The organism is Streptomyces sp. NPDC054975, assembly GCF_053609105.1.
The window spans coordinates 1-18476 of sequence record NZ_JBSGWV010000080.1 but is presented as its reverse complement, the minus strand read 5'-3'; the positions used below and the strand labels follow the sequence as shown (position 1 = coordinate 18476).

The window sequence follows — 18476 nt, the reverse complement described above, 5'->3', positions numbered from 1 at the left end:
AACCCCCGGCCCACCCACCCTCCGGCGCGGTCGCCCCCCACGCGGGCGATCAAAACCAAAAACCCCCCTGCCCCCCCCCCTGCGCCCCCCCCCCCCGGGGGGGGGTTGGGGGGGGGCGCGCCCCCGCCCCCCCCCCCCTTCTCCACACCTGCGCCTACACGGTGGGCAGCCAGTCCACCCGGCCGGCCAGCAGCCCGTACCCGACGAAGGCCACGATGTCGAGCAGCGCGTGCGCCACCACCAGCGGACCCACGCGCCCCCAGCGCCGGTACAGGTACACGAAGACGACGCCCATCACGACGTTCCCGACGAAGCCACCGATCCCCTGGTACAGGTGGTACGAGCCGCGCAGCACCGAACTCGCCACCAGCGCGGCCATCGGCGACCACCCCAACTGCCCGAGTCTGCGCAGCAGATAGCCGACGACGATGACCTCCTCCAGTACGGAGTTCTGCACCGCCGACAGGATCAGCACCGGGTACTTCCACCACACGTCCGGCAGCGACTCGGGCACCACGGTCAGATTGAACCCGGCTCCCCGCGCCGCGAGGTAGAAGGCCAGCCCCGCACTCCCGATCCCGGCCGCGACCAGCGCGCCCCTCCCGAGGTCGGGCCAGGCCCGGGTCCGGTCGAAGCCGATCGCCCGCATCCCCGCCCCCTCGCGCAGCAGCAGATGCGCGACGAGCACGACCGGGACGAGCGCCGTGGCGATGCCGAAGAGCTGCCAGGCCAGATCGAGCCACGGCCGCCCGGGCGTGTACGAGCCGTTGAGCGTCGCCGCCTGTTCCTTCAGACCGCCGGGCTTGGTCAGCGAACCGATGAAGCTGATGAGGGACGACACGGCGCTCGCGCCGAGCGACAGCGCCAGGACGATCAGGGTCTCGGACCGCAGGATCCCGCGCGGAGGGCCGCCGGGCGGAAGCGCGTCAGGCACCACTCGTTGATCCGACACCACACCTGTCTCCACTTCCCCATCGCTTTCCGGGTACGGAGATCATGCGTGACGGCCCGTGCCGCGCGCCATTCCGGGGCGCCCCTCTGCCCGACTAGTCGATCCCCACCGGCCACAGGTGCACCGGCTCGCCGCCCCGCATCAGCTCGGCGTACCGGCGGGTCGTGGCCGCCAGCGCCGCGTCCCGGTCGAGGCCGGACGCCAGCGCCTGGTGGAAGGTGTCGGCCTGCCAGGACGCGCCGTTGACCCGCCGTCGGCACCGCTCCTCGATGACCCCGAGGTAGAAGTCGCGGTCGGCCGGCTCGACGTGCCACGCGTCGAGCCCGGCCGCGGCCAGCGGCAGCAGTTCGTCGAGGACGAGTCGTACGGCCGGTACGGCGGCCACCCCGCCCGAACGGCCCGGGCGCGGCCAGCGCAGCTCCGCCTCGATGCCGTGGCGGCACGCGGTGTCGAAGTTCGCGGCGGCGTCCTCGAAGGGCAGCCGCTTCCAGACCGGCCGGGTGTCCTCGGCCAGCGCCCGCACCAGGCCGTAGTAGAAGGCCGCGTTGGCGACGACGTCGGTGACGGTCGGCCCGGCCGGCAGCACCCGGTTCTCCACCCGCAGATGCGGGACGCCGTCGACCCAGCCGTACACCGGCCGGTTCCAGCGGTACACGGTCCCGTTGTGCAGGACGAGCTCCTGCAACCGTGGCACCCCGCCCTGGTCCAGGACCCGGAGCGGGTCCTCCTCGTCGCAGATCGGCAGCAGCGGGGGAAAGTACCGGAGGTTCTCCTCGAAGAGGTCGTACGCGGAGTCCACCCACCGCTCCCCGAACCAGGTCCGGGGCCGCACCCCCTGCGCCTGGAGCTCCGGCGGCCGGGTGTCCGTGGCCTGGGTGAACAGCGGCGGCCGGGACTCGCGCCACAGCTCGCGGCCGAAGAGGAACGGCGAGTTGGCGCCGACGGCGATCTGGACCGCCGTCACGGCCTGCGCCGCGTTCCACACCGCGGCGAACCGCGCGGGCGTGACCTGGAGGTGCAGCTGCACGGAGGTGCAGGCGGCCTCGGGCACGATCGACGTGGCCGTGCAGGTCAGCCGCTCCACGCCGTGGATGTCGAGGGTGAAATCCTCTCCCCGGGCGGCGACGATCTGGTCGTTGAGGAGGGTGTAACGATCGACGTCGGAGAGGTTCTCGGAGACGAGATCATCCTGTGCCAGCGTCGGCAGAATTCCGATCATGACGACGCCCGCGTCGAGTTCGTGGGCCTTGCGGTCGGCATATCCCAGACCGGCCCTGAGTTCCTCCGCGAGCCGGTCGAAAACGCGCCCGCCGAGCCGGTGCGGGGCGATGTTCACTTCGAGGTTGAACATTCCCAGTTCCGTCTGGAAATCCGGGCTCGCGATGCGATCCAGGACAGCCCCATTCACCATCCTGGGCATGCCGTCGGCGCCCACGAGATTGAGTTCGATCTCCAGGCCCATCAGATTCCTCGGCCGGTCGAACCTCTTCTCCGCCAGGAGCCGCGCAAGCCCCGCCAGACACTGCTGGAGCTTCCTGCGGTATCGCTGCCGATCGGACAGGCCGAACCCGTCTGCCACGACCTTCTCCCCCATGGGAAGCGTTCCTTCCGATCGGGCGGCCACGGCGACGGCCGCGCGCGTCACGGACGATGATGCCCACACTATTGATCCATAACGCCTGCGGCCCGTCCTCGTTGAACGATAGGCTGGTTCGAGCAATCGCTCGGCACGCCCCACGGGCATCCGGCAATGGACATATTCCCCGAACATATTCAACGAAAGCGGGGAGTCGATATCCGGCCGTCCGCTTCGGTGAAGACCTCGCAGGCAGACGACCGGCACCCGTCACATATACGATGAATCGCCTCAGGAACAAGGCCGGATGAGACCTTGCCCGCAATATCGGCGACCGCTAGCGGAAACACTGCGTGAACACGTCTCGTATAAACTCCGCGGACGAGGCAGAGTGTTGGCACCCGGCCATGGCTTCATGGCCCTTTCGGCCCGGCAGCCCACAGCGCCGTCGTTCCTGCCCACGCATCAACGTGTCTCCTGAGCGAGAGGCGACCCATCATGCTCCGACCCTCCCCGGCCCCCGCGCCGGCCCTGCGCAGTGTCCTCGCGGCCCTCGGTTCCCCCACCGCCGTCCGCGAGGCGCGAACTCCCGCCCTGCGGACGGCCCACGGGCCACTGAGCCCCGAGCTGCCCCTGCCCGTGCACGTCCTCGACGTACGGGACCAGGTCGTCGACGTACGGGACCAGGGAATCCCGTCCGGGCAGGCCCCGCGCACCCGGCTGGCCGGCTGGCGCTTCCTGATCCGGGGCGCCGACCGGGCGGTCGCCGCCGCCGACACCATGCTCACCCCCGACGGCTGGTCCTTCTCGCACTTCTTCGAAGGCCCCTACGTCGCTGCCACCGAACGCGCCCTGCTCCAGGCCGAGGCGCTGCCCACGGCGTACCAGCCGAGGCTGCTGTCCGTACCGGAGTTGTACATGCTGACGCTCTGGCTGCACGGCGACACCGAGGCCGACGGCGCCTCGTCCGCACCCGACCCGGCCGACCTGCTGATCCCGCTCGCCCCGGCACCGCCCGGCATCGCGGCGAACCAGCCCCACCTGGTCGCCGACCTGCTGCCCGTCCTCACGCTGCGGCTGGCTCCCCCACCGCTCTTCGGCACCCCGGCGCCGGCCTGAGCCGGTCCGGGACGAACCACCGTCGCGCCCCGCGGCCGCCGTGGCCGCGGGGCGCCCTGTTGCCCTGGCACCCGCCCCGGAAAGCCTTGCTGTTGCCGAACGTGCGCCTCGAACACCCCTCCCCGTACGGGCTAGCCCACCAGGGCTATCCCGAACCACCCGAAGAGATGGCCCAGTTGAGTTGAACCGCCCGCGCGGGTGATACGTCTTCATGCAGTAGGAAGAGCTGCCGCGAAATACCTGCGGATCGCCGTCCGTAGGGGAACACTGGACCAACCGAACCGACCACGGGGGGCGGCCATGAGCACCGAACCGAGCCGCAGGACGACACACACACTCACCACGACGCAGCGAAAGAACCCATCCATGTGCCAGCACCAGCCTGCCTGTCCCACCGCCGAGTCCGCCGACCGGGAGGCGGCCCGCATGACGGCGCACCACCCGGAGCAGGGCTGGAGCCTGCTGTGCAACGGGGTCCTGCTCTTCGAGGACACCGGTGAACTCCTGCCGGACGGCCAGATCATCGCCCCGCACCGCCCGCTGACGGTGGGCCGCGTGACGACCGCCGCCTGACGCGGGCCGCGCGTCGGGCACGACACGTACGAGGGAACACGCAAGGGCCGGCCCGGAGAAGAACTCTCCGAACCGGCCCTGACTCATGTCCGCACTACTGGTCGTACTCGTCCAGCGGCGGGCAGGAGCAGACGAGGTTGCGGTCGCCGAACGCGCCGTCGATCCGGCGGACCGGCGGCCAGTACTTGTCCGCGGCCGAGACACCGGCCGGGAAGACCGCCTCGTCACGGGTGTACGGGTGGTTCCACTCCCCGCCCAGCGCGGCGGCCGTGTGCGGGGCGTTGGCCAGCGGGTTGTCCCCGGCCGGCCACTCGCCCGACGCGACCTTCTCGATCTCGCCGCGGATCGCGATCATCGTGTCGCAGAAGCGGTCGAGCTCGGTGAGGTCCTCGGACTCGGTCGGCTCGATCATCAGCGTGCCGGCCACCGGGAACGACATCGTCGGCGCGTGGAAGCCGTAGTCGATCAGACGCTTGGCGATGTCGTCGACGCTGACGCCGGTCGCCTTGGACAGCGGGCGCAGGTCGACGATGCACTCGTGGGCGACGAGCCCGGCCGGACCGGTGTAGAGCACCGGGTAGTGCGGCTCCAGGCGCTTGGCGATGTAGTTCGCCGCGAGCACGGCCACCTGCGTGGCGCGCTTGAGCCCCTCGCCACCCATCAGCCGCACGTACGACCAGGAGATCGGCAGGATGCCGGCCGAGCCCCACGGGGCGGCCGAGATCGGGCCGACGCCCGTCTCCGGACCGGCGGTCGGCTGCAGCGGGTGGTTCGGCAGGTACGGGGCGAGGTGCGCGCGCACACCGACCGGGCCGACGCCGGGGCCACCGCCACCGTGCGGGATGCAGAAGGTCTTGTGCAGGTTCAGGTGGGAGACATCGCCGCCGAACTTGCCCGGCTTGGCGAGCCCGACCAGCGCGTTGAGGTTGGCGCCGTCGACGTACACCTGACCGCCGGCCTCGTGCACCTCGGCGCAGATGTCGGCGACGTGCTCCTCGAACACACCGTGCGTGGACGGGTAGGTGATCATCAGCACGGACAGCTCGTCGCGGTACTGCGCGATCTTCGCGCGCAGGTCCTCGACGTCGACCTCGCCGTCGTCGGCGGTCTTGACGACGACGACCTTCATGCCGGCCATCACGGCGGAGGCGGCGTTGGTGCCGTGCGCCGAGGACGGGATCAGGCAGACGGTGCGCTGCTCGTCGCCGTTGGCACGGTGGTAGGCGCGGACGGCCAGCAGACCGGCCAGCTCGCCCTGCGAACCGGCGTTGGGCTGGATCGACACCTTGTCGTAGCCGGTGACCTCGGCGAGACGCTCCTCCAGCTCGGTGATGAGCGTGAGGTAGCCCTGGGCCTGCTCGATGGGGGCGAAGGGGTGGATCTGGCCGAACTCCGGCCAGGTCACCGGCTCCATCTCGGTGGTCGCGTTCAGCTTCATGGTGCAGGAGCCGAGCGGGATCATGCCGCGGTCGAGCGCGTAGTCACGGTCGGCGAGCTTGCGCAGGTAGCGCAGCATCGACGTCTCGGACCGGTGCGCGTGGAAGACCGGGTGGGTGAGGTACGCGTCGGTGCGCAGCACCCCGGCGGGCAGCGCGTCCTCGGTCGCGGCGTCCAGGGCCTCGATGTCGGCGACGACACCGAAGGCGGCCCAGACGGCGGCGACCTGCGCGCGCCCGGTGGTCTCGTCGCAGGAGACCGACACGTGGTCGGCGTCGACGAGGTACAGGTTGACGCCGGCCTCGCGGGCGGCGGCGACGGCCTCGGCGGCCCGGCCGGGCACGCGGACGGTGACGGTGTCGAAGAAGCTGGCGTGGACCACCTCGACGCCACCGGCGCGAAGGCCCTCGGCGAGGACGGAGGCGTACCGGTGCACCCGCTGGGCGATCTGCTTCAGCCCGTCCGGCCCGTGGTAGACGGCGTACATGCCGGCCATGACGGCGAGCAGGACCTGTGCGGTGCAGATGTTGCTGGTGGCCTTCTCGCGGCGGATGTGCTGCTCGCGGGTCTGCAGGGCCAGGCGGTACGCCCTGTTGCCGTCGGCGTCGACGGAGACGCCGACGAGGCGGCCGGGCAGCGAGCGGGCGTGCTTGTCCTGGACGGCCATGTACCCGGCGTGGGGCCCGCCGAAGCCCATGGGCACACCGAAGCGCTGCGTCGTACCGACGGCGATATCGGCCCCAAGAGCACCGGGCGAGGTGAGCAGGGTAAGAGCGAGCAGGTCGGCGGCGACGGTGACGATCGCGCCGAGCTCGTGGGCCGCGTCGATGAGCGGCTTGATGTCACGGACGGCACCGGAGGCGCCGGGGTACTGCAGGAGCACACCGAAGACACCGCGCTCGGCGATCTCGGCCGGGATGCCCTCGCTGAGATCGGCGACGACGACCTCGACACCGGTCGGCTCGGCGCGGGTCTCGATGACGGCGATGGTCTGCGGCAGGGCGTCGGCGTCGATGAGGAAGACACCGTTCTTGACCTTGCCGACCCGGCGGGAGAGCGCCATGGCCTCGGCGGCCGCGGTGCCCTCGTCGAGGAGGGAGGCGCCGGAGGTCGGCAGCCCGGTGAGGTCGGCGACCATCGTCTGGAAGTTGAGCAGCGCCTCGAGACGACCCTGGGAGATCTCGGGCTGGTACGGCGTGTAGGCCGTGTACCAGGCGGGGTTCTCCATGACGTTCCGCAGGATCACGGGCGGCGTGAAGGTCCCGTAGTACCCGAGCCCGATCATCGGGGCGAGAACCTGGTTACGGTCGGCGAGCTCACGCAGCTCGGCGAGGACCTGGGCCTCGGTGCGCGCAGCCGGCAGGCCGAGGGCCTCGGCGTTCTTGATCACGTCCGGCACGGCGGCGGCCGTGAGCTCGTCGAGGGAGCCGTAGCCGACCTGCGCGAGCATCTTGGCCCGGGCTTCGGCGTCGGGCCCGATGTGCCGCTGCTCGAACGGGATGCCCTGTTCGAGTTCGGAGAGCGAAATGCGGTGGGCGGTCATGTACGGAGGCCTCCTGGTCGTCACGACCTGCGAGGGGCACCACGGCGCGGGTACCCGGACGGCCTCCCCCTCTGTCATCTCAACCTGAGAGCTTCACCGGCACGCCAAAGGCACGCCGGTTTTCACCGTCGGTGAGAGCGGACGCCGTCGGACCTCCGCTCTGCTTTCCAGAGTGACCTCGTCCATGCGGTACAGGTGCCTGAGAGATTCCGGGGAGGATTTGCTCCTTCGGCGCCTCCGAAAGGTTTCTCCGGAGGACTCTCCCGCACAGGGTCGACAGCCACAGCCAGCCTACCAGCGCGGTTGCGACTTCCATCGCTCAAGTGGCCGACATCCCAGATGTGCACTTTCGTAGTCCTTGTAGAGCAGTTGCGACCTGTTGGAGGGACCGTGCAGACCGACATCGATCCGCGCAGCCTGATCGGCCGCAAGGCGTTCGACCGCAACGGACACAAGATCGGCACCGTGGACGAGGTGTACCTGGACGATGCGACGGGCGTCCCCGAATGGGCGGCGGTCCGCACGGGCCTCTTCGGCCGGGACGCGTTCGTCCCCCTGGAGCCGAGCGAACTGATCGGTGACGGCCTCCACATCCCGTACGAACGCGCCCTGATCAAGGACGCCCCCGACTTCGGCGTAGGCCGCCACTTGTCTCCGGAACAGGAACTCCAGCTCTACCGCCACTACAACCTGGCCCTCCCCCCAGCTCCCCCACCGGACCACGACTTCGGCCACCTGGCAGGCCAGGAGGAAACGTAGACAAGCCGCACGGGCGATGCGGGCGAAGACACCAGGCCGGCCGAAGGCCGGGCGCCCGCCCCGCCTTGCCCTCCCGCGCCAGCCGCCGACGGCGCGCAACCCCCACCAGGATGACCCGCACCTCTGCTCTCCCAGCCGCACGGGCGGTGCGGGTGGGAACACCAGCCCGGCCGGCGGCCGGGCGCACGCGCTAGGCGACCGCCGCCGTACCCTCCCCGCCGCCCCCCACCAGCGGCAGCGCCTCGCTCGCCGCCAGCTCCGGATCGTCGACGAGGAACGTCCGCACCCGCCCCGGCGCCGACCCCGGCTCCTCGAAGCGGACGGTGACCCGCCCCACCCCGCTCCCCTGCACCCACCCAGCCCCGAACACGGCGTGCCGTACGTCGTGCCCGGGCGCCCATCTCCGCTCGGCGGCCGTCACCGGCTCCTCCGCCTCCGGAGCGACCTCGGGCACCGGCGCCTCCCCCGCCGAGGCGCCCGAAACCCCGGCCCCCACCACACCCCCCACCTCCGCTGCCGCCTCCGCCTGCGCGAACAAATCCTCCTGCGTGTAGTCCGCCAGGCCACTCACCCCCACCCCCAGCAACCGCACCCCGCCCGTGGTGTCCACCCCCTCCAGCAACCGCCCCGCCGCCTCCCGCACCACCAGCGGATCGTCCGTGGGCCCCCGCAACGTCTCCGAGCGCGTCAGCGTCGAGAAGTCGAAGCGCCGCACCTTGAGCACGATCGTCCGCCCCGAGTGCCCCGAAGCTCGCAGCCGCCCCACGCACCGCTCGGCCAGCCGCTCCACCTCGACCCGGATCCGCACCCGGTCGTGCAGGTCCACGTCGAACGTGTCCTCGACCGACACCGACTTCGCGTCCCTCTCGGCCACCACGGGCCGGTCGTCGTACCCCTGGGCCATCCTGTACAGGGAGGCCCCGTGCGCCCGCCCCAGCAGCCGTACAAGCTCGTCCTCGCCCGCTTCCGCGAGGTCGGACACCGTCGTCATCCCGGCCCGCCGCAGATGCTCCCCCGTGGCCGGCCCGACCCCCGGCAGGATCCGCACCGACTTGGGCCCCAGCAGCTCCCGCTCGGTCCCCGGCTCCATGAGCACCAGGCCGTTGGGCTTCGCCTCCTCGGAAGCGATCTTGGCGATCATCTTCGACCCCGCCAGCCCCACCGACCCCGACAGCCCCGTGGTCGCGAGAATGTCCCTGCGCAGCCGCTCACCGGCCTCCCGCGCGCTCCGGCTGTCGTCCGCCACACCCCCGGCTTCCAGGTCCACGAAGGCCTCGTCCAGGCTCAGCGGCTCCACAAGCGGCGAAAGCCGCCCGAGCAGCTCCATGACCTGCTCGCTGATCGACCGGTAGAAGGCGAAGCGCGGCACAAGGTAGGCGGCATTGGGCGCGAGCCGCCGCGCCTGCGCCATCGGCATCGCGGAGTGCACGCCGAAACGCCGCGCCTCGTACGACGCCGTGGCCACGACCCCACGCGGTCCCAGCCCACCCACGACCACCGGTTTTCCGCGCAGACTCGGCTTGGCCGCCTGCTCGGCGGCCGCGAAGAAGGCATCCATGTCGAGATGCAGAATCGTCGGCGCGGCTCTCACAACTCCGATGCTGCCCTACGCCACTGACAACCGACCGTACTCACGCACACCCGCGCCACAGAGAGGCGCGTGCCCAGCACGCGCCGAGAACAGACCCACCCCGGACGGGACCGCTCAAACCGCCCGATCGCGCCGCCGCCGCGCGAGCTCGTCGCCCGGGTTGTGCCCGATGAGGGTCTCGCCGGTGTCGATCCGCTCACCGTGCAGCTGCGACAGCGCCGCCTCCACGTCCCGCCAGACCACGCCCACGGCGATACCGAAGACACCCTGGCCACCCTGGAGCAGGTCCACGACCTCGTCCGGCGAGGAGCACTCGTACACCGTCGCGCCGTCGCTCATCAGGGTCATCCGCTCCAGATCGCGGAAACCACGGGCCCGCAGGTGCTGGACGGCGGCCCGGATGTTCTGCAGCGCCACCCCGGTGTCGAGGAAACGCTTGACGATCTTGAGAACGACGACGTCACGGAAGCTGTAGAGCCGCTGCGTCCCCGACCCGTACGCGGGCCGCACGCTCGGCTCGACGAGCCCGGTCCGGGCCCAGTAGTCCAATTGGCGGTAGGTGATCCCCGCCGCCGCGCACGCGGTCGGCCCCCGGTACCCCACCGTGTCCGACTCGTCCGCCCCGAAGTCGCCCACACTGCCGTGAAGCGGATACGGACCGCTTTCCTCGGGCGCGCGCCCGAGGGAGCCCCCTGCCGTACCGTCGCCGCTGCTCATCACGCCGACCCTCCGTCCTTGACCTGCCCACACGAAGGTAGGCAGTCACTTGGGGTGCGTCAACGATCGCCACACTGGGCACGCCGAGTGATAATCACCCTGAGAGTGGTTTCCCGTGTCCCTCTCCGGGGAAAGGCTATCCGAATGCGCTGACGGCGCCCCGCAGACGACGCCGGACCAAGCCCGCCGGCCACCAGCCACCCAGCGGCCGGCCACCGACTTTCGGCCATTCGGTACCGGTTACCGGCTACTGGCTGCTGGACCCGAAGTCCTCCGGGGAGATCTGGTCGAGGAACTCGCGGAACTTCTCCACCTCGTCCTCCTGCTCGTCCGGAATCGCGATACCGGCGTCGTCCAGCACGCCGTCACTGCCGAAGATCGGCGTCCCGGTGCGCAGGGCCAGCGCTATCGCGTCGGACGGCCTGGCGCTCACCTCGACACCGCTGGCGAAGACCAGCTCCGCGTAGAAGACACCTTCACGGAGATCGGTGATGCGGACCTCGGTGAGCTCCTGGCCCACCGCCTCAAGGACGTCCTTGAACAGGTCGTGCGTCAGCGGCCTGGCAGGGGCCATGCCCTGCTGGGCGAAGGCGATCGCGGTCGCCTCCCCCGGTCCGATCCAGATGGGGAGGTACCGATCGCCTCCCACTTCACGCAGGAGCACGATCGGCTGGTTGGAGGGCATTTCCACCCGGACACCCACAACGTCGAGCTCGTTCACACAGCAACCCTAGGACGTGCCCGACCGGTTTGGGTAGTCGGGGCCCCACAAGATCACTGCAGCCGGAGCCCCAGCGCGGTCTGGACCAGTGCCGCGTGCAGCCGTACGGAGAGCCCGGCGAGCTCCTTCGCGGTGGCCTCCGCATGGGCTCTGGTCTGCGGGTTACGGTGCCGCCGCAGCGGCGCCACCATCTGCTCGACGAGCCCCGCCTCCCGGTCGGCGGCCGCTTTGACCGCCCGGAGATGTCGCGGCTCCAGACCGAATCTCCCCAGATCCGCGACAAGTCTGGCGACAGTCACCGCCTCGGCGTCGTACCCGCCCTCGGGCCCCGGAGCGATGAGTCCGTACGACTCCCACTCCACGAGCTCCTCCTCCGTCACCTCCGCGGCGGCCAGCAGCTCGGCCCGCCCCACACGCGCGGCGGTCGGACGGTCACCGTCCGCATCCCATGCGCCGACCGCGTCGCCCAGCAGATCCCGCTGGGGGCTGGGAGAGGGAAGCTTGATCTGCTCACCCCGGGCGAGGGCGTCGAGATGCTCCCGGATGACCTTCAGCGGAAGATAGTGATCACGCTGCATCCGCAGGATCTGAGCGAGCCGCTCGACGTCCTGCGGGCTGAACTTCCGGTACCCGGAGGCCGTGCGCCGGGGCTCGACGAGCCCCTCGGCCTCCAGGAACCGGATCTTCGAGATGGTCACTTCGGGAAACTCGTCCCGCAGCTGATTCAGCACCGTCCCGATGCTGACCAGCCGGTCGCCCGCGGTGGCGGTGCGGTGACCGGCACCGCCCGTCGGTGTTCGCAGCATGGACCTTCCCTGAAGAGTTCCCGATGCGTCACATGCCTCGCTGGCTCGAGTAGAAGACCAGCCGGTACTTGCCGATCTGTACCTCGTCGCCGTTGGACAGAACGACCGAGTCGATCGGCTCACGGTTGACGTACGTGCCGTTGAGGCTGCCGACGTCGGCGACGGTGAAGCTGCCGTCCTGCGCCCGCCGGAACTCCACGTGACGCCGCGACACGGTGACGTCGTCGAGGAAGATGTCGCTCTGCGGGTGGCGGCCGGCCGTGGTCAGCTCGCTGTCCAGCAGGAAGCGGCTGCCCGAGTTCGGTCCCCGGCGCACCACCAGGAGCGCCGAACCGGCCGGCAGCGCCTCGACGGCCGCCAGCGCCTCGGGCGACAGGTTCGGCAGCTGCGTCTGACCGGTGACCTCGGCGTCGTACGCCTCGAGACCGGAGATCGAGATCGTCGACGTCGTCTCGGACGCGCGCTCCACGTTCGCCCCGCCCCGCAGCGGCGTGCCGCAGTGGGAGCAGAAACGGCTGTCCGCGGCATTGCGGTGACCGCACCTCGTACACACCGGCATGGACGCGTCCTCCCGCCGCGGCTGACCCGCGGAGGTCTGGGTCGCGTACGGGTCGGGGGTGAACCCTCCACCCGTACTTGAGGTTGATGGTTCCCCGAAACCTATGCGCCCGGCACCGGCAGGGTCAACAGACGACGCGCCCTGGCCGCCGACCTCGTCACGGAAGAGCGGGCGCTCGCTACCCTGCTCCTCCTCACTCTGGGCGTGGCGCGGCGCGCGGTGCTTGGCGTTGCCGCCGTCCTCGCGTGCGCTCTTGCCGAACAACTTCGCAAAAAAACTCACGGGCGATTCCCCTTGACCGAAACAGACCCGCCCGTGGGGCAGGACGAACCCTGAATGAACACACCTGCCGACCCGGACATCCTCACAACGTCCGTATCCACCCGACAGTTTCCACCACGCACCACCCTTGTGGTGCGGCGACCCCCCGCAACGCCATCCCCATGTCGCGCGGCTGCCATGTGCCCCCGCCTCACTGCGAGGACGACTGAGCGTAGTCAGGCCGCTTCGCAGGTCGCAAGGCATCCACGACGATCTTCTGGGACCGGGCCACGGTCGCGGTGGCCTGCTCCTTCTCCAGCGTCTGGACGACTCCACCGGGGATGTTGAGCGCGGGCTCGAGATCCTCGGGCTTGCCGATGACCTTGAAGACGTACGGAGCGGTCACCTTCGTTCCATCGATCTCTATGTCACCGCCACTTCCTGTGAAGTAGCTGTCAGCGACGACCCGTACGTCGTTGATCTGGATCGCCTCGGCGCCGGCGGCACGCAGCTCCTGGATCGCGTCGAGCAGCATGTCCGACTCGACCGCGGCGGCGGCCCCACGGATCGTCAGGGTGATCCCCGGCCCCTCCGCGGCGACGGTTCCGGCCAGAATGCCGAGCTGCCGCTCCTTCTCCTGGGTCTGCTTGCGCGCCTCCTCGGCCTGGTCCGAGCTGGACTCCAGCTCCGAGCGCTGCGTCTCCAGGCGCGCCTTCTCGTCCTCCAGGCGCTGCGTGCGGTCGTCGAGCTCGTCGAGGATCCGAACCAGGTCCTCCTGGCGTGCCCCGCGCAGCGCGCTGTTGTCGCTGGTGGAACGGACTTGGATGGCGAGGCCGAGGCCGAGGACGAACAGCAGCACGGCGACGATGAGTTGGGCCCGGCTCACACGCGGCGGCCACAGCCCTGCGGCCAGCCGCTGCCGCCCGGTCAGCTGCGGCTCGGGCGCGGCCGGCGGCGGCCCGGCGGGCGGCGTCGCGGAGGCCGCCCGGTCCTCGTTCGAGTTGCCAGGCATGTCCGCGTTCTTCGAGTTGTCCGAGTTCTTCGGGTTCTCCGGGTTCTCCGGGCTGCCCGGCGTCACGTCGTCGCTCATCGGTGTCACGCCCGGAAGACGTGCCGCCGGATGGCGGCGGCGTTGGAGAAGATGCGGATGCCGAGCACGACGACCACACCCGTCGACAGCTGCGCACCGACGCCCAGCTTGTCGCCGAGGAAGACGATCAGCGCGGCGACCACCACGTTGGACAGGAAGGAGACCACGAAGACCTTGTCGACGAAGATCCCGTCGAGCATGGCCCGCAGACCACCGAAGACCGCGTCCAGGGCGGCGACCACGGCGATCGGAAGATAGGGCTCGACCACCGCCGGAACCTCGGGACGGACCAACAGTCCGACCACGACTCCCACGATCAGGCCCAGTACGGCGATCAAGATGTGCCCTTCCCTGTGTCGGCCGTGGCCCGCCCGGTGGCGTCGGCCGCCCCGGCTCCCCTCGGCACTGCTGTACGTACGATCAGGCTCGGCGCGGCCGGCAGACGCACCTCGGTCTCGGCCGAGATGCTGGTACGGATCCCGAAGTTCTCCTGCAGCGCGTGCAGATACTGCCCGTCGGCGCTGTCCTGGAACGCGGTGCTCAGCCGCTGCCCGTCCCCCACCGCGAGCACCGTGTACGGCGGCACCAGCGGCTTGTTGTCGACCAGTATGGCGTCGCCCGCCGCCCGGATCGCGGACAGCGACGTCAAGCGCTGGCCGTTGATCGCGACGGCCTCGGCACCCGACTCCCACAGTCCGTTGACGACCCGCTGCATGTCACGGTCGCGGACCCGGCCGGTGTCGGAGAACCCGCTGCTCTCCCGGGGACCCCCGCCACCGCTGTCGGTGTCCTTGGCGTCGTCGACCACGAGCCTCACACCGGGACCGCGTACAGGCGTCGCGCCCGAGAGCAGCGCCACCAGCTCGGCCTGGTCACCACCGTGCTGTTCGAGCGCCTTACGCTGCCGGTCCCCGACCTCGACGCGGATCTTCTCGACGTCCTCCTCCAGCCTGTCGGCCGCGGTGGTCTCCGCCTCGATCCGGTCGATGAGCTCCTGCCGCTCCTTGGCCACGACGGGCGCCGAGATACGCGCCTCGGCCGCACCCACGGTCACCACGGCGGCGGCCAGGACGAGGCCCGCCGCGAGCCCCAGCTTGGCCCGGAGCGTACGAGGAAGCCCGCCGCCCTCGGCGGCGCGCCGGGCCGAGGCCTCGGCATAGCCGTCGTCGAGCGCGTGGTCCATCACGTTGGTCAGCAGCGACATGGACGCGTCCGGACGCGCGGGTGGGGTTCCGGTGCTCCGAACGGGGTGCTGCTGCGACATGCCGCACATCGTCGCACGTCGGCGGTGCTACCGCCGAATGGCCCCACCGATGAACCGGGCGGTGTCCCACGGACACCACCCGGCTCACCCGTCCCGTCGCTTCAGTGACCTGCGCTCTCGACCACGTTCGACCACTCGTCGAGCAGGGCCTGCGCCGAGGTGTCGTCGGGACCCTCCGCCCACAGATGGGTGACGGCCTCGGCCGGGTCGGGCAGCACCATCACCCACCGCCCGTCGGCCTCGACGACCCGTACGCCGTCGGTGGTGTCCACGGACCGCTCACCGGCCGCCTCCACCACCCGGCGCATCACGAGCCCCTTCACGGCCCACGGCGTCGCGACGTCCCGTTTCAGGACGTGCGCCCGTGGGATACGGGCATCGATCTGGCTCAGCGTGAGCTGGGTCCGCGCCACCAGACCGATGAGCCGTACGAACGCGGCGGCACCGTCGAAGACGCTGCTGAACTCCGGAATGATGAAGCCGCCCCGGCCGTCACCGCCGAAGATCGTCGACTCCTCACGGCCGACTCTCGTCAGATCGTCCGGCGAGGTCGTCGTCCACTCCACCTGCGTGCCGTGGTACGCGGCGACCTGCTCGGCGATCCGCGTGGTCGTCACAGGCAGCGCCACCCGCCCCGAGCGCCGCTCGGCGGCCACCAGATCGAGCATGACCAGGAGCGAGCGGTCGTCCTCGATGATCCGGCCCCGCTCGTCGACGAGCGACAGCCGCTCACCCACCGGGTCGAATCGCACCCCGAACGCGGCGCGCGCCGAGGCGACGATCTCCCCGAGCCGCACGAGCCCGGCACGCCGGGTCTCCACCGACTCCGTGGGCCGCGACTCGTCAAGCCCCGGGTTGATCGTCAGCGAGTCCACCTGCAGCCGGCCGAGCAGGCTCGGCAGAACGAGCCCCGCACTGCCGTTGGAGGCGTCCACGACGACCTTGAGACCGGCCTCGGCGATGCCCGAGGTGTCGACGTTCCGCAGCAGAGAGCCGGTGTACGAGTCGAAGACGCTCGCCGGGAACGAGAGGTCGCCGATCTCGCCCGGGAAGGCCCGCCGGTACTCCTGACGTGCGAAGACCCGGTCCAGCTTGCGCTGCCCGGCCTGCGAGAGATCCGCTCCCCGCTCGTCGAAGAACATGATGTCCACGGAGTCCGGCACACCGGGCGAGGTCCGCAGCATGATCCCGCCCGCACTTCCCCGGGCGGTCTGCTGACGCGCGACCGGCAGCGGTACGTTCTCCAGGTCGCGTACGTCGATGGCACTGGCCTGCAGCGCCGAGATCACGGCCCGTTTCAGGGCACGAGCGCCACGGGAGTGGTCACGCGCGGTGGTGACCGTAGCGCCCTTCTTCAATGTCGTGGCGTACGCCCCCGCGAGCCGTACGGCCAGCTCGGGGGTGATCTCCACGTTGAGGATCCCGGAGACTCCACGCGCTCCGAAGAGGTGCGCCTGACCGCGCGACTCCCAGATGACGGACGTGTTGACGAAGGCACCGGCCTCGATGGTCTTGAACGGATAGACCCGGACGTTGCCCTGAACGATCGATTCCTCACCGACCAGGCACTCGTCCCCGATGACCGCCCCGTCCTCGATCCGGGCCGCCCGCATGACGTCGGTGTTCTTGCCGATGACACAGCCGCGGAGATTGCTCTGCTGCCCGATGTAGACGTTGTCGTGGACGACGGCCTTGTGCAGGAACGCGCCGCTCTTGACGACGACGTTCGACCCGATGACGGTGTGCTCACGCACCTCCGCGCCGGCCTCGACCTTGGCGTAGTCGCCGATGTACAGCGGCCCGCGCAGGACGGCGTCGGGGTGCACCTCCGCGCCCTCCGCGACCCACACGCCGGGCGAGATCTCGAATCCGTCGAGCTCGACCTGGACCTTGCCTTCGAGCACGTCGGCCTGCGCCTTGACGTAGCTCTCGTGGGTACCGACGTCCTCCCAGTAGCCCTCGGCGACATAGCCGTAGATGGGCTTGCCTTCCTTCATGAGCTGAGGAAAGACGTCACCCGACCAGTCCACCGAGACGTCGGCCTGGACGTAGTCGAAGACCTCGGGCTCCATGACGTAGATGCCCGTGTTCACGGTGTCCGAGAAGACCTGCCCCCAGGTGGGCTTCTCCAGGAACCGCTCGACCTTGCCCTCCTCGTCCACGATCGTGATGCCGAATTCCAGCGGATTGGGCACACGGGTCAGACAGACGGTGACCAGGGCGCCCTTCTCCTTGTGGAAGGCGATCAGGTCGGTGAGGTCGAAGTCGGTGAGTGCGTCCCCCGAGATGACGACGAAGGCATCATCCTTCAATGCCTCCTCGGCGTTCTTCACACTGCCTGCGGTGCCGAGCGGTTTCTCCTCGTTGGCATACGTGAGCTCCATTCCGAGCTCTTCACCGTCACCGAAGTAGTTCCTGACCAGAGAGGCGAGAAACTGCACGGTGACGACGGTCTCGGTGAGTCCGTGCCTCTTGAGCAGTCGCAGGACATGCTCCATGATCGGCCGGTTGGCCACCGGCAGGAGAGGCTTGGGCATGCTCGAGGTCATGGGGCGAAGTCGAGTTCCTTCGCCACCGGCCATCACGACGGCCTTCATGTCGGAAGCGTCCTCCTTGAAGAGACGACGGTCCTGCCGACTTCACCTGCCCGCTCACTGGCATCGGGCGTCCTCGTCCTGCCGGCGACACTGCACGGCACAAGGACAGGCGGCTCAATCGGCCGATGTATCCGCCTTCACGAGTCGACGGACCTGGACCACGTAGAGGATCCCTGCCCACCAATACAGAGTTGTACCCCATCCGGCGAAGGCCCACCCGAAAACTTCGGCGAGTGACGAAAGCCAGCCCGTTCCGTCACTGAGCAGCAGCAGGGGGAACGCGTACATCAAGTTGAAAGTGGCAGCTTTACCCAGGAAGTTCACCTGCGGCGGCGGATACCCGTGCCGCCGGAGGATTCCCACCATGACCAGCAACATCAGCTCGCGGGCGAAAAGGGCGACGGTCAGCCAGAGCGGCAGGATCTCGCGCCAGGTCAGCCCGATGAGGGTGGAAACGATGTAGAGCCGGTCGGCGGCGGGGTCGAGCAGCCGGCCAAGGCTGCTGATCTGGTTCCAGCGCCGCGCGAGCTTCCCGTCGAGATAGTCGCTGACGCCACTGAGCATCAGGACGAGCAGAGCCCAGCCATCACTGTTGGGGCCGCCGAAGACAGGGCGGAGAATCAGCCACAGGAAGAGCGGCACACCCACGAGGCGAGCCATGCTCAGGATGTTGGGGATGGTGAGGACCCGGTCCGTCTGAACGCGAGTCTCCTGGACCTCCACCCGGGGGCCTCCTGTGGGAACGTGCCAATGATGCCCCCTGACCTTACCCTCAGCCACGACGACCAGGTGCACAGGGGTCGACCACCTGTTCCTGAACGCAAAAATGCCTCAACCCCCGGACAAGGTCCAGGGGTTGAGGCTAAAAATTGTTCGGCGGCGTCCTACTCTCCCACAGGGTCCCCCCTGCA

Annotated in this window: 16 protein-coding genes and 1 riboswitch; of the genes, 3 read left to right on the top strand and 13 right to left on the bottom strand. The window is 69.8% G+C overall.

Translation table 11 applies throughout. The features are described from left to right. Window positions 1-154: 154 nt before the first annotated feature. Both ACWF79_RS33685 and ACWF79_RS33680 read right to left on the bottom strand, forming a co-directional pair. Window positions 155-934, bottom strand: a complete 780-nt coding sequence (locus tag ACWF79_RS33685; RefSeq protein WP_453731991.1) for a CPBP family glutamic-type intramembrane protease — start codon at window positions 932-934, stop codon at window positions 155-157. A 112-nt stretch (window positions 935-1046) separates the two neighbouring features. Next, window positions 1047-2546, bottom strand: a complete 1500-nt coding sequence (locus ACWF79_RS33680; protein WP_453731990.1) for a glutamate-cysteine ligase family protein — start codon at window positions 2544-2546, stop codon at window positions 1047-1049. Between the two features lie 480 nt (window positions 2547-3026). On the opposite strand from ACWF79_RS33680, the gene ACWF79_RS33675 reads away from it, so the two are divergent. Together ACWF79_RS33675 and ACWF79_RS33670 are read left to right on the top strand one after the other, a co-directional pair. Continuing rightward, window positions 3027-3647: a hypothetical protein gene (locus tag ACWF79_RS33675; RefSeq protein WP_453731989.1), complete on the top strand. Its 621-nt coding sequence runs from the start codon at window positions 3027-3029 to the stop codon at window positions 3645-3647. A gap of 366 nt (window positions 3648-4013) precedes the next feature. Then, complete coding sequence (locus tag ACWF79_RS33670; RefSeq protein WP_453731988.1) at window positions 4014-4220, top strand: DUF5999 family protein; 207 nt, start codon at window positions 4014-4016, stop codon at window positions 4218-4220. 94 nt (window positions 4221-4314) lie between these two features. On the opposite strand, the gene gcvP is transcribed toward ACWF79_RS33670, so the two are convergent. Beyond that, window positions 4315-7200: an aminomethyl-transferring glycine dehydrogenase gene (gcvP, locus tag ACWF79_RS33665; protein WP_453731987.1), complete on the bottom strand. Its 2886-nt coding sequence runs from the start codon at window positions 7198-7200 to the stop codon at window positions 4315-4317. Window positions 7201-7377: 177 nt separating this feature from the next. Beyond that, a riboswitch (glycine riboswitch) is annotated at window positions 7378-7476 on the bottom strand. A gap of 114 nt (window positions 7477-7590) precedes the next feature. On the opposite strand from gcvP, the gene ACWF79_RS33660 reads away from it, so the two are divergent. Then, window positions 7591-7959, top strand: coding sequence for a PRC-barrel domain-containing protein (locus tag ACWF79_RS33660; protein WP_453731986.1), 369 nt, complete (start codon window positions 7591-7593; stop codon window positions 7957-7959). 190 nt (window positions 7960-8149) lie between these two features. On the opposite strand, the gene ACWF79_RS33655 is transcribed toward ACWF79_RS33660, so the two are convergent. The 10 genes from ACWF79_RS33655 to ACWF79_RS33610 form a co-directional block, all read right to left on the bottom strand. Next, window positions 8150-9550, bottom strand: coding sequence for a DNA polymerase IV (locus tag ACWF79_RS33655; RefSeq protein ID WP_453731985.1), 1401 nt, complete (start codon window positions 9548-9550; stop codon window positions 8150-8152). 114 nt (window positions 9551-9664) lie between these two features. Next, window positions 9665-10267, bottom strand: a complete 603-nt coding sequence (locus ACWF79_RS33650; RefSeq protein ID WP_453731984.1) for a MerR family transcriptional regulator — start codon at window positions 10265-10267, stop codon at window positions 9665-9667. 247 nt (window positions 10268-10514) lie between these two features. Beyond that, window positions 10515-10988: a bifunctional nuclease family protein gene (locus tag ACWF79_RS33645; RefSeq protein ID WP_158985224.1), complete on the bottom strand. Its 474-nt coding sequence runs from the start codon at window positions 10986-10988 to the stop codon at window positions 10515-10517. A gap of 53 nt (window positions 10989-11041) precedes the next feature. Then, window positions 11042-11794, bottom strand: a complete 753-nt coding sequence (gene ftsR, locus ACWF79_RS33640; protein WP_453731983.1) for a transcriptional regulator FtsR — start codon at window positions 11792-11794, stop codon at window positions 11042-11044. Window positions 11795-11822: 28 nt separating this feature from the next. Continuing rightward, window positions 11823-12743 carry an FHA domain-containing protein gene (locus tag ACWF79_RS33635; protein ID WP_453731993.1) on the bottom strand — a complete coding sequence of 307 codons (921 nt, stop codon included), beginning with the start codon at window positions 12741-12743 and terminating at the stop codon, window positions 11823-11825. Window positions 12744-12825: 82 nt separating this feature from the next. Beyond that, window positions 12826-13626 carry a DUF881 domain-containing protein gene (locus ACWF79_RS33630; protein ID WP_453731992.1) on the bottom strand — a complete coding sequence of 267 codons (801 nt, stop codon included), beginning with the start codon at window positions 13624-13626 and terminating at the stop codon, window positions 12826-12828. A gap of 83 nt (window positions 13627-13709) precedes the next feature. Further along, window positions 13710-14042 (bottom strand): small basic family protein, encoded by a 333-nt coding sequence (locus tag ACWF79_RS33625; RefSeq protein WP_015032176.1) that lies wholly within the window; start codon window positions 14040-14042, stop codon window positions 13710-13712. Then, window positions 14039-14968 (bottom strand): DUF881 domain-containing protein, encoded by a 930-nt coding sequence (locus ACWF79_RS33620; protein WP_453731982.1) that lies wholly within the window; start codon window positions 14966-14968, stop codon window positions 14039-14041. The genes ACWF79_RS33625 and ACWF79_RS33620 overlap by 4 nt, the downstream gene beginning before the upstream one ends. A gap of 101 nt (window positions 14969-15069) precedes the next feature. Beyond that, a complete protein-coding gene (locus ACWF79_RS33615; protein ID WP_453731981.1) occupies window positions 15070-17565 on the bottom strand; it encodes a sugar phosphate nucleotidyltransferase in 2496 nt (831 codons plus the stop codon). A 114-nt stretch (window positions 17566-17679) separates the two neighbouring features. Further along, window positions 17680-18288 (bottom strand): CDP-alcohol phosphatidyltransferase family protein, encoded by a 609-nt coding sequence (locus ACWF79_RS33610; protein WP_453731980.1) that lies wholly within the window; start codon window positions 18286-18288, stop codon window positions 17680-17682. Window positions 18289-18476: the final 188 nt, after the last annotated feature.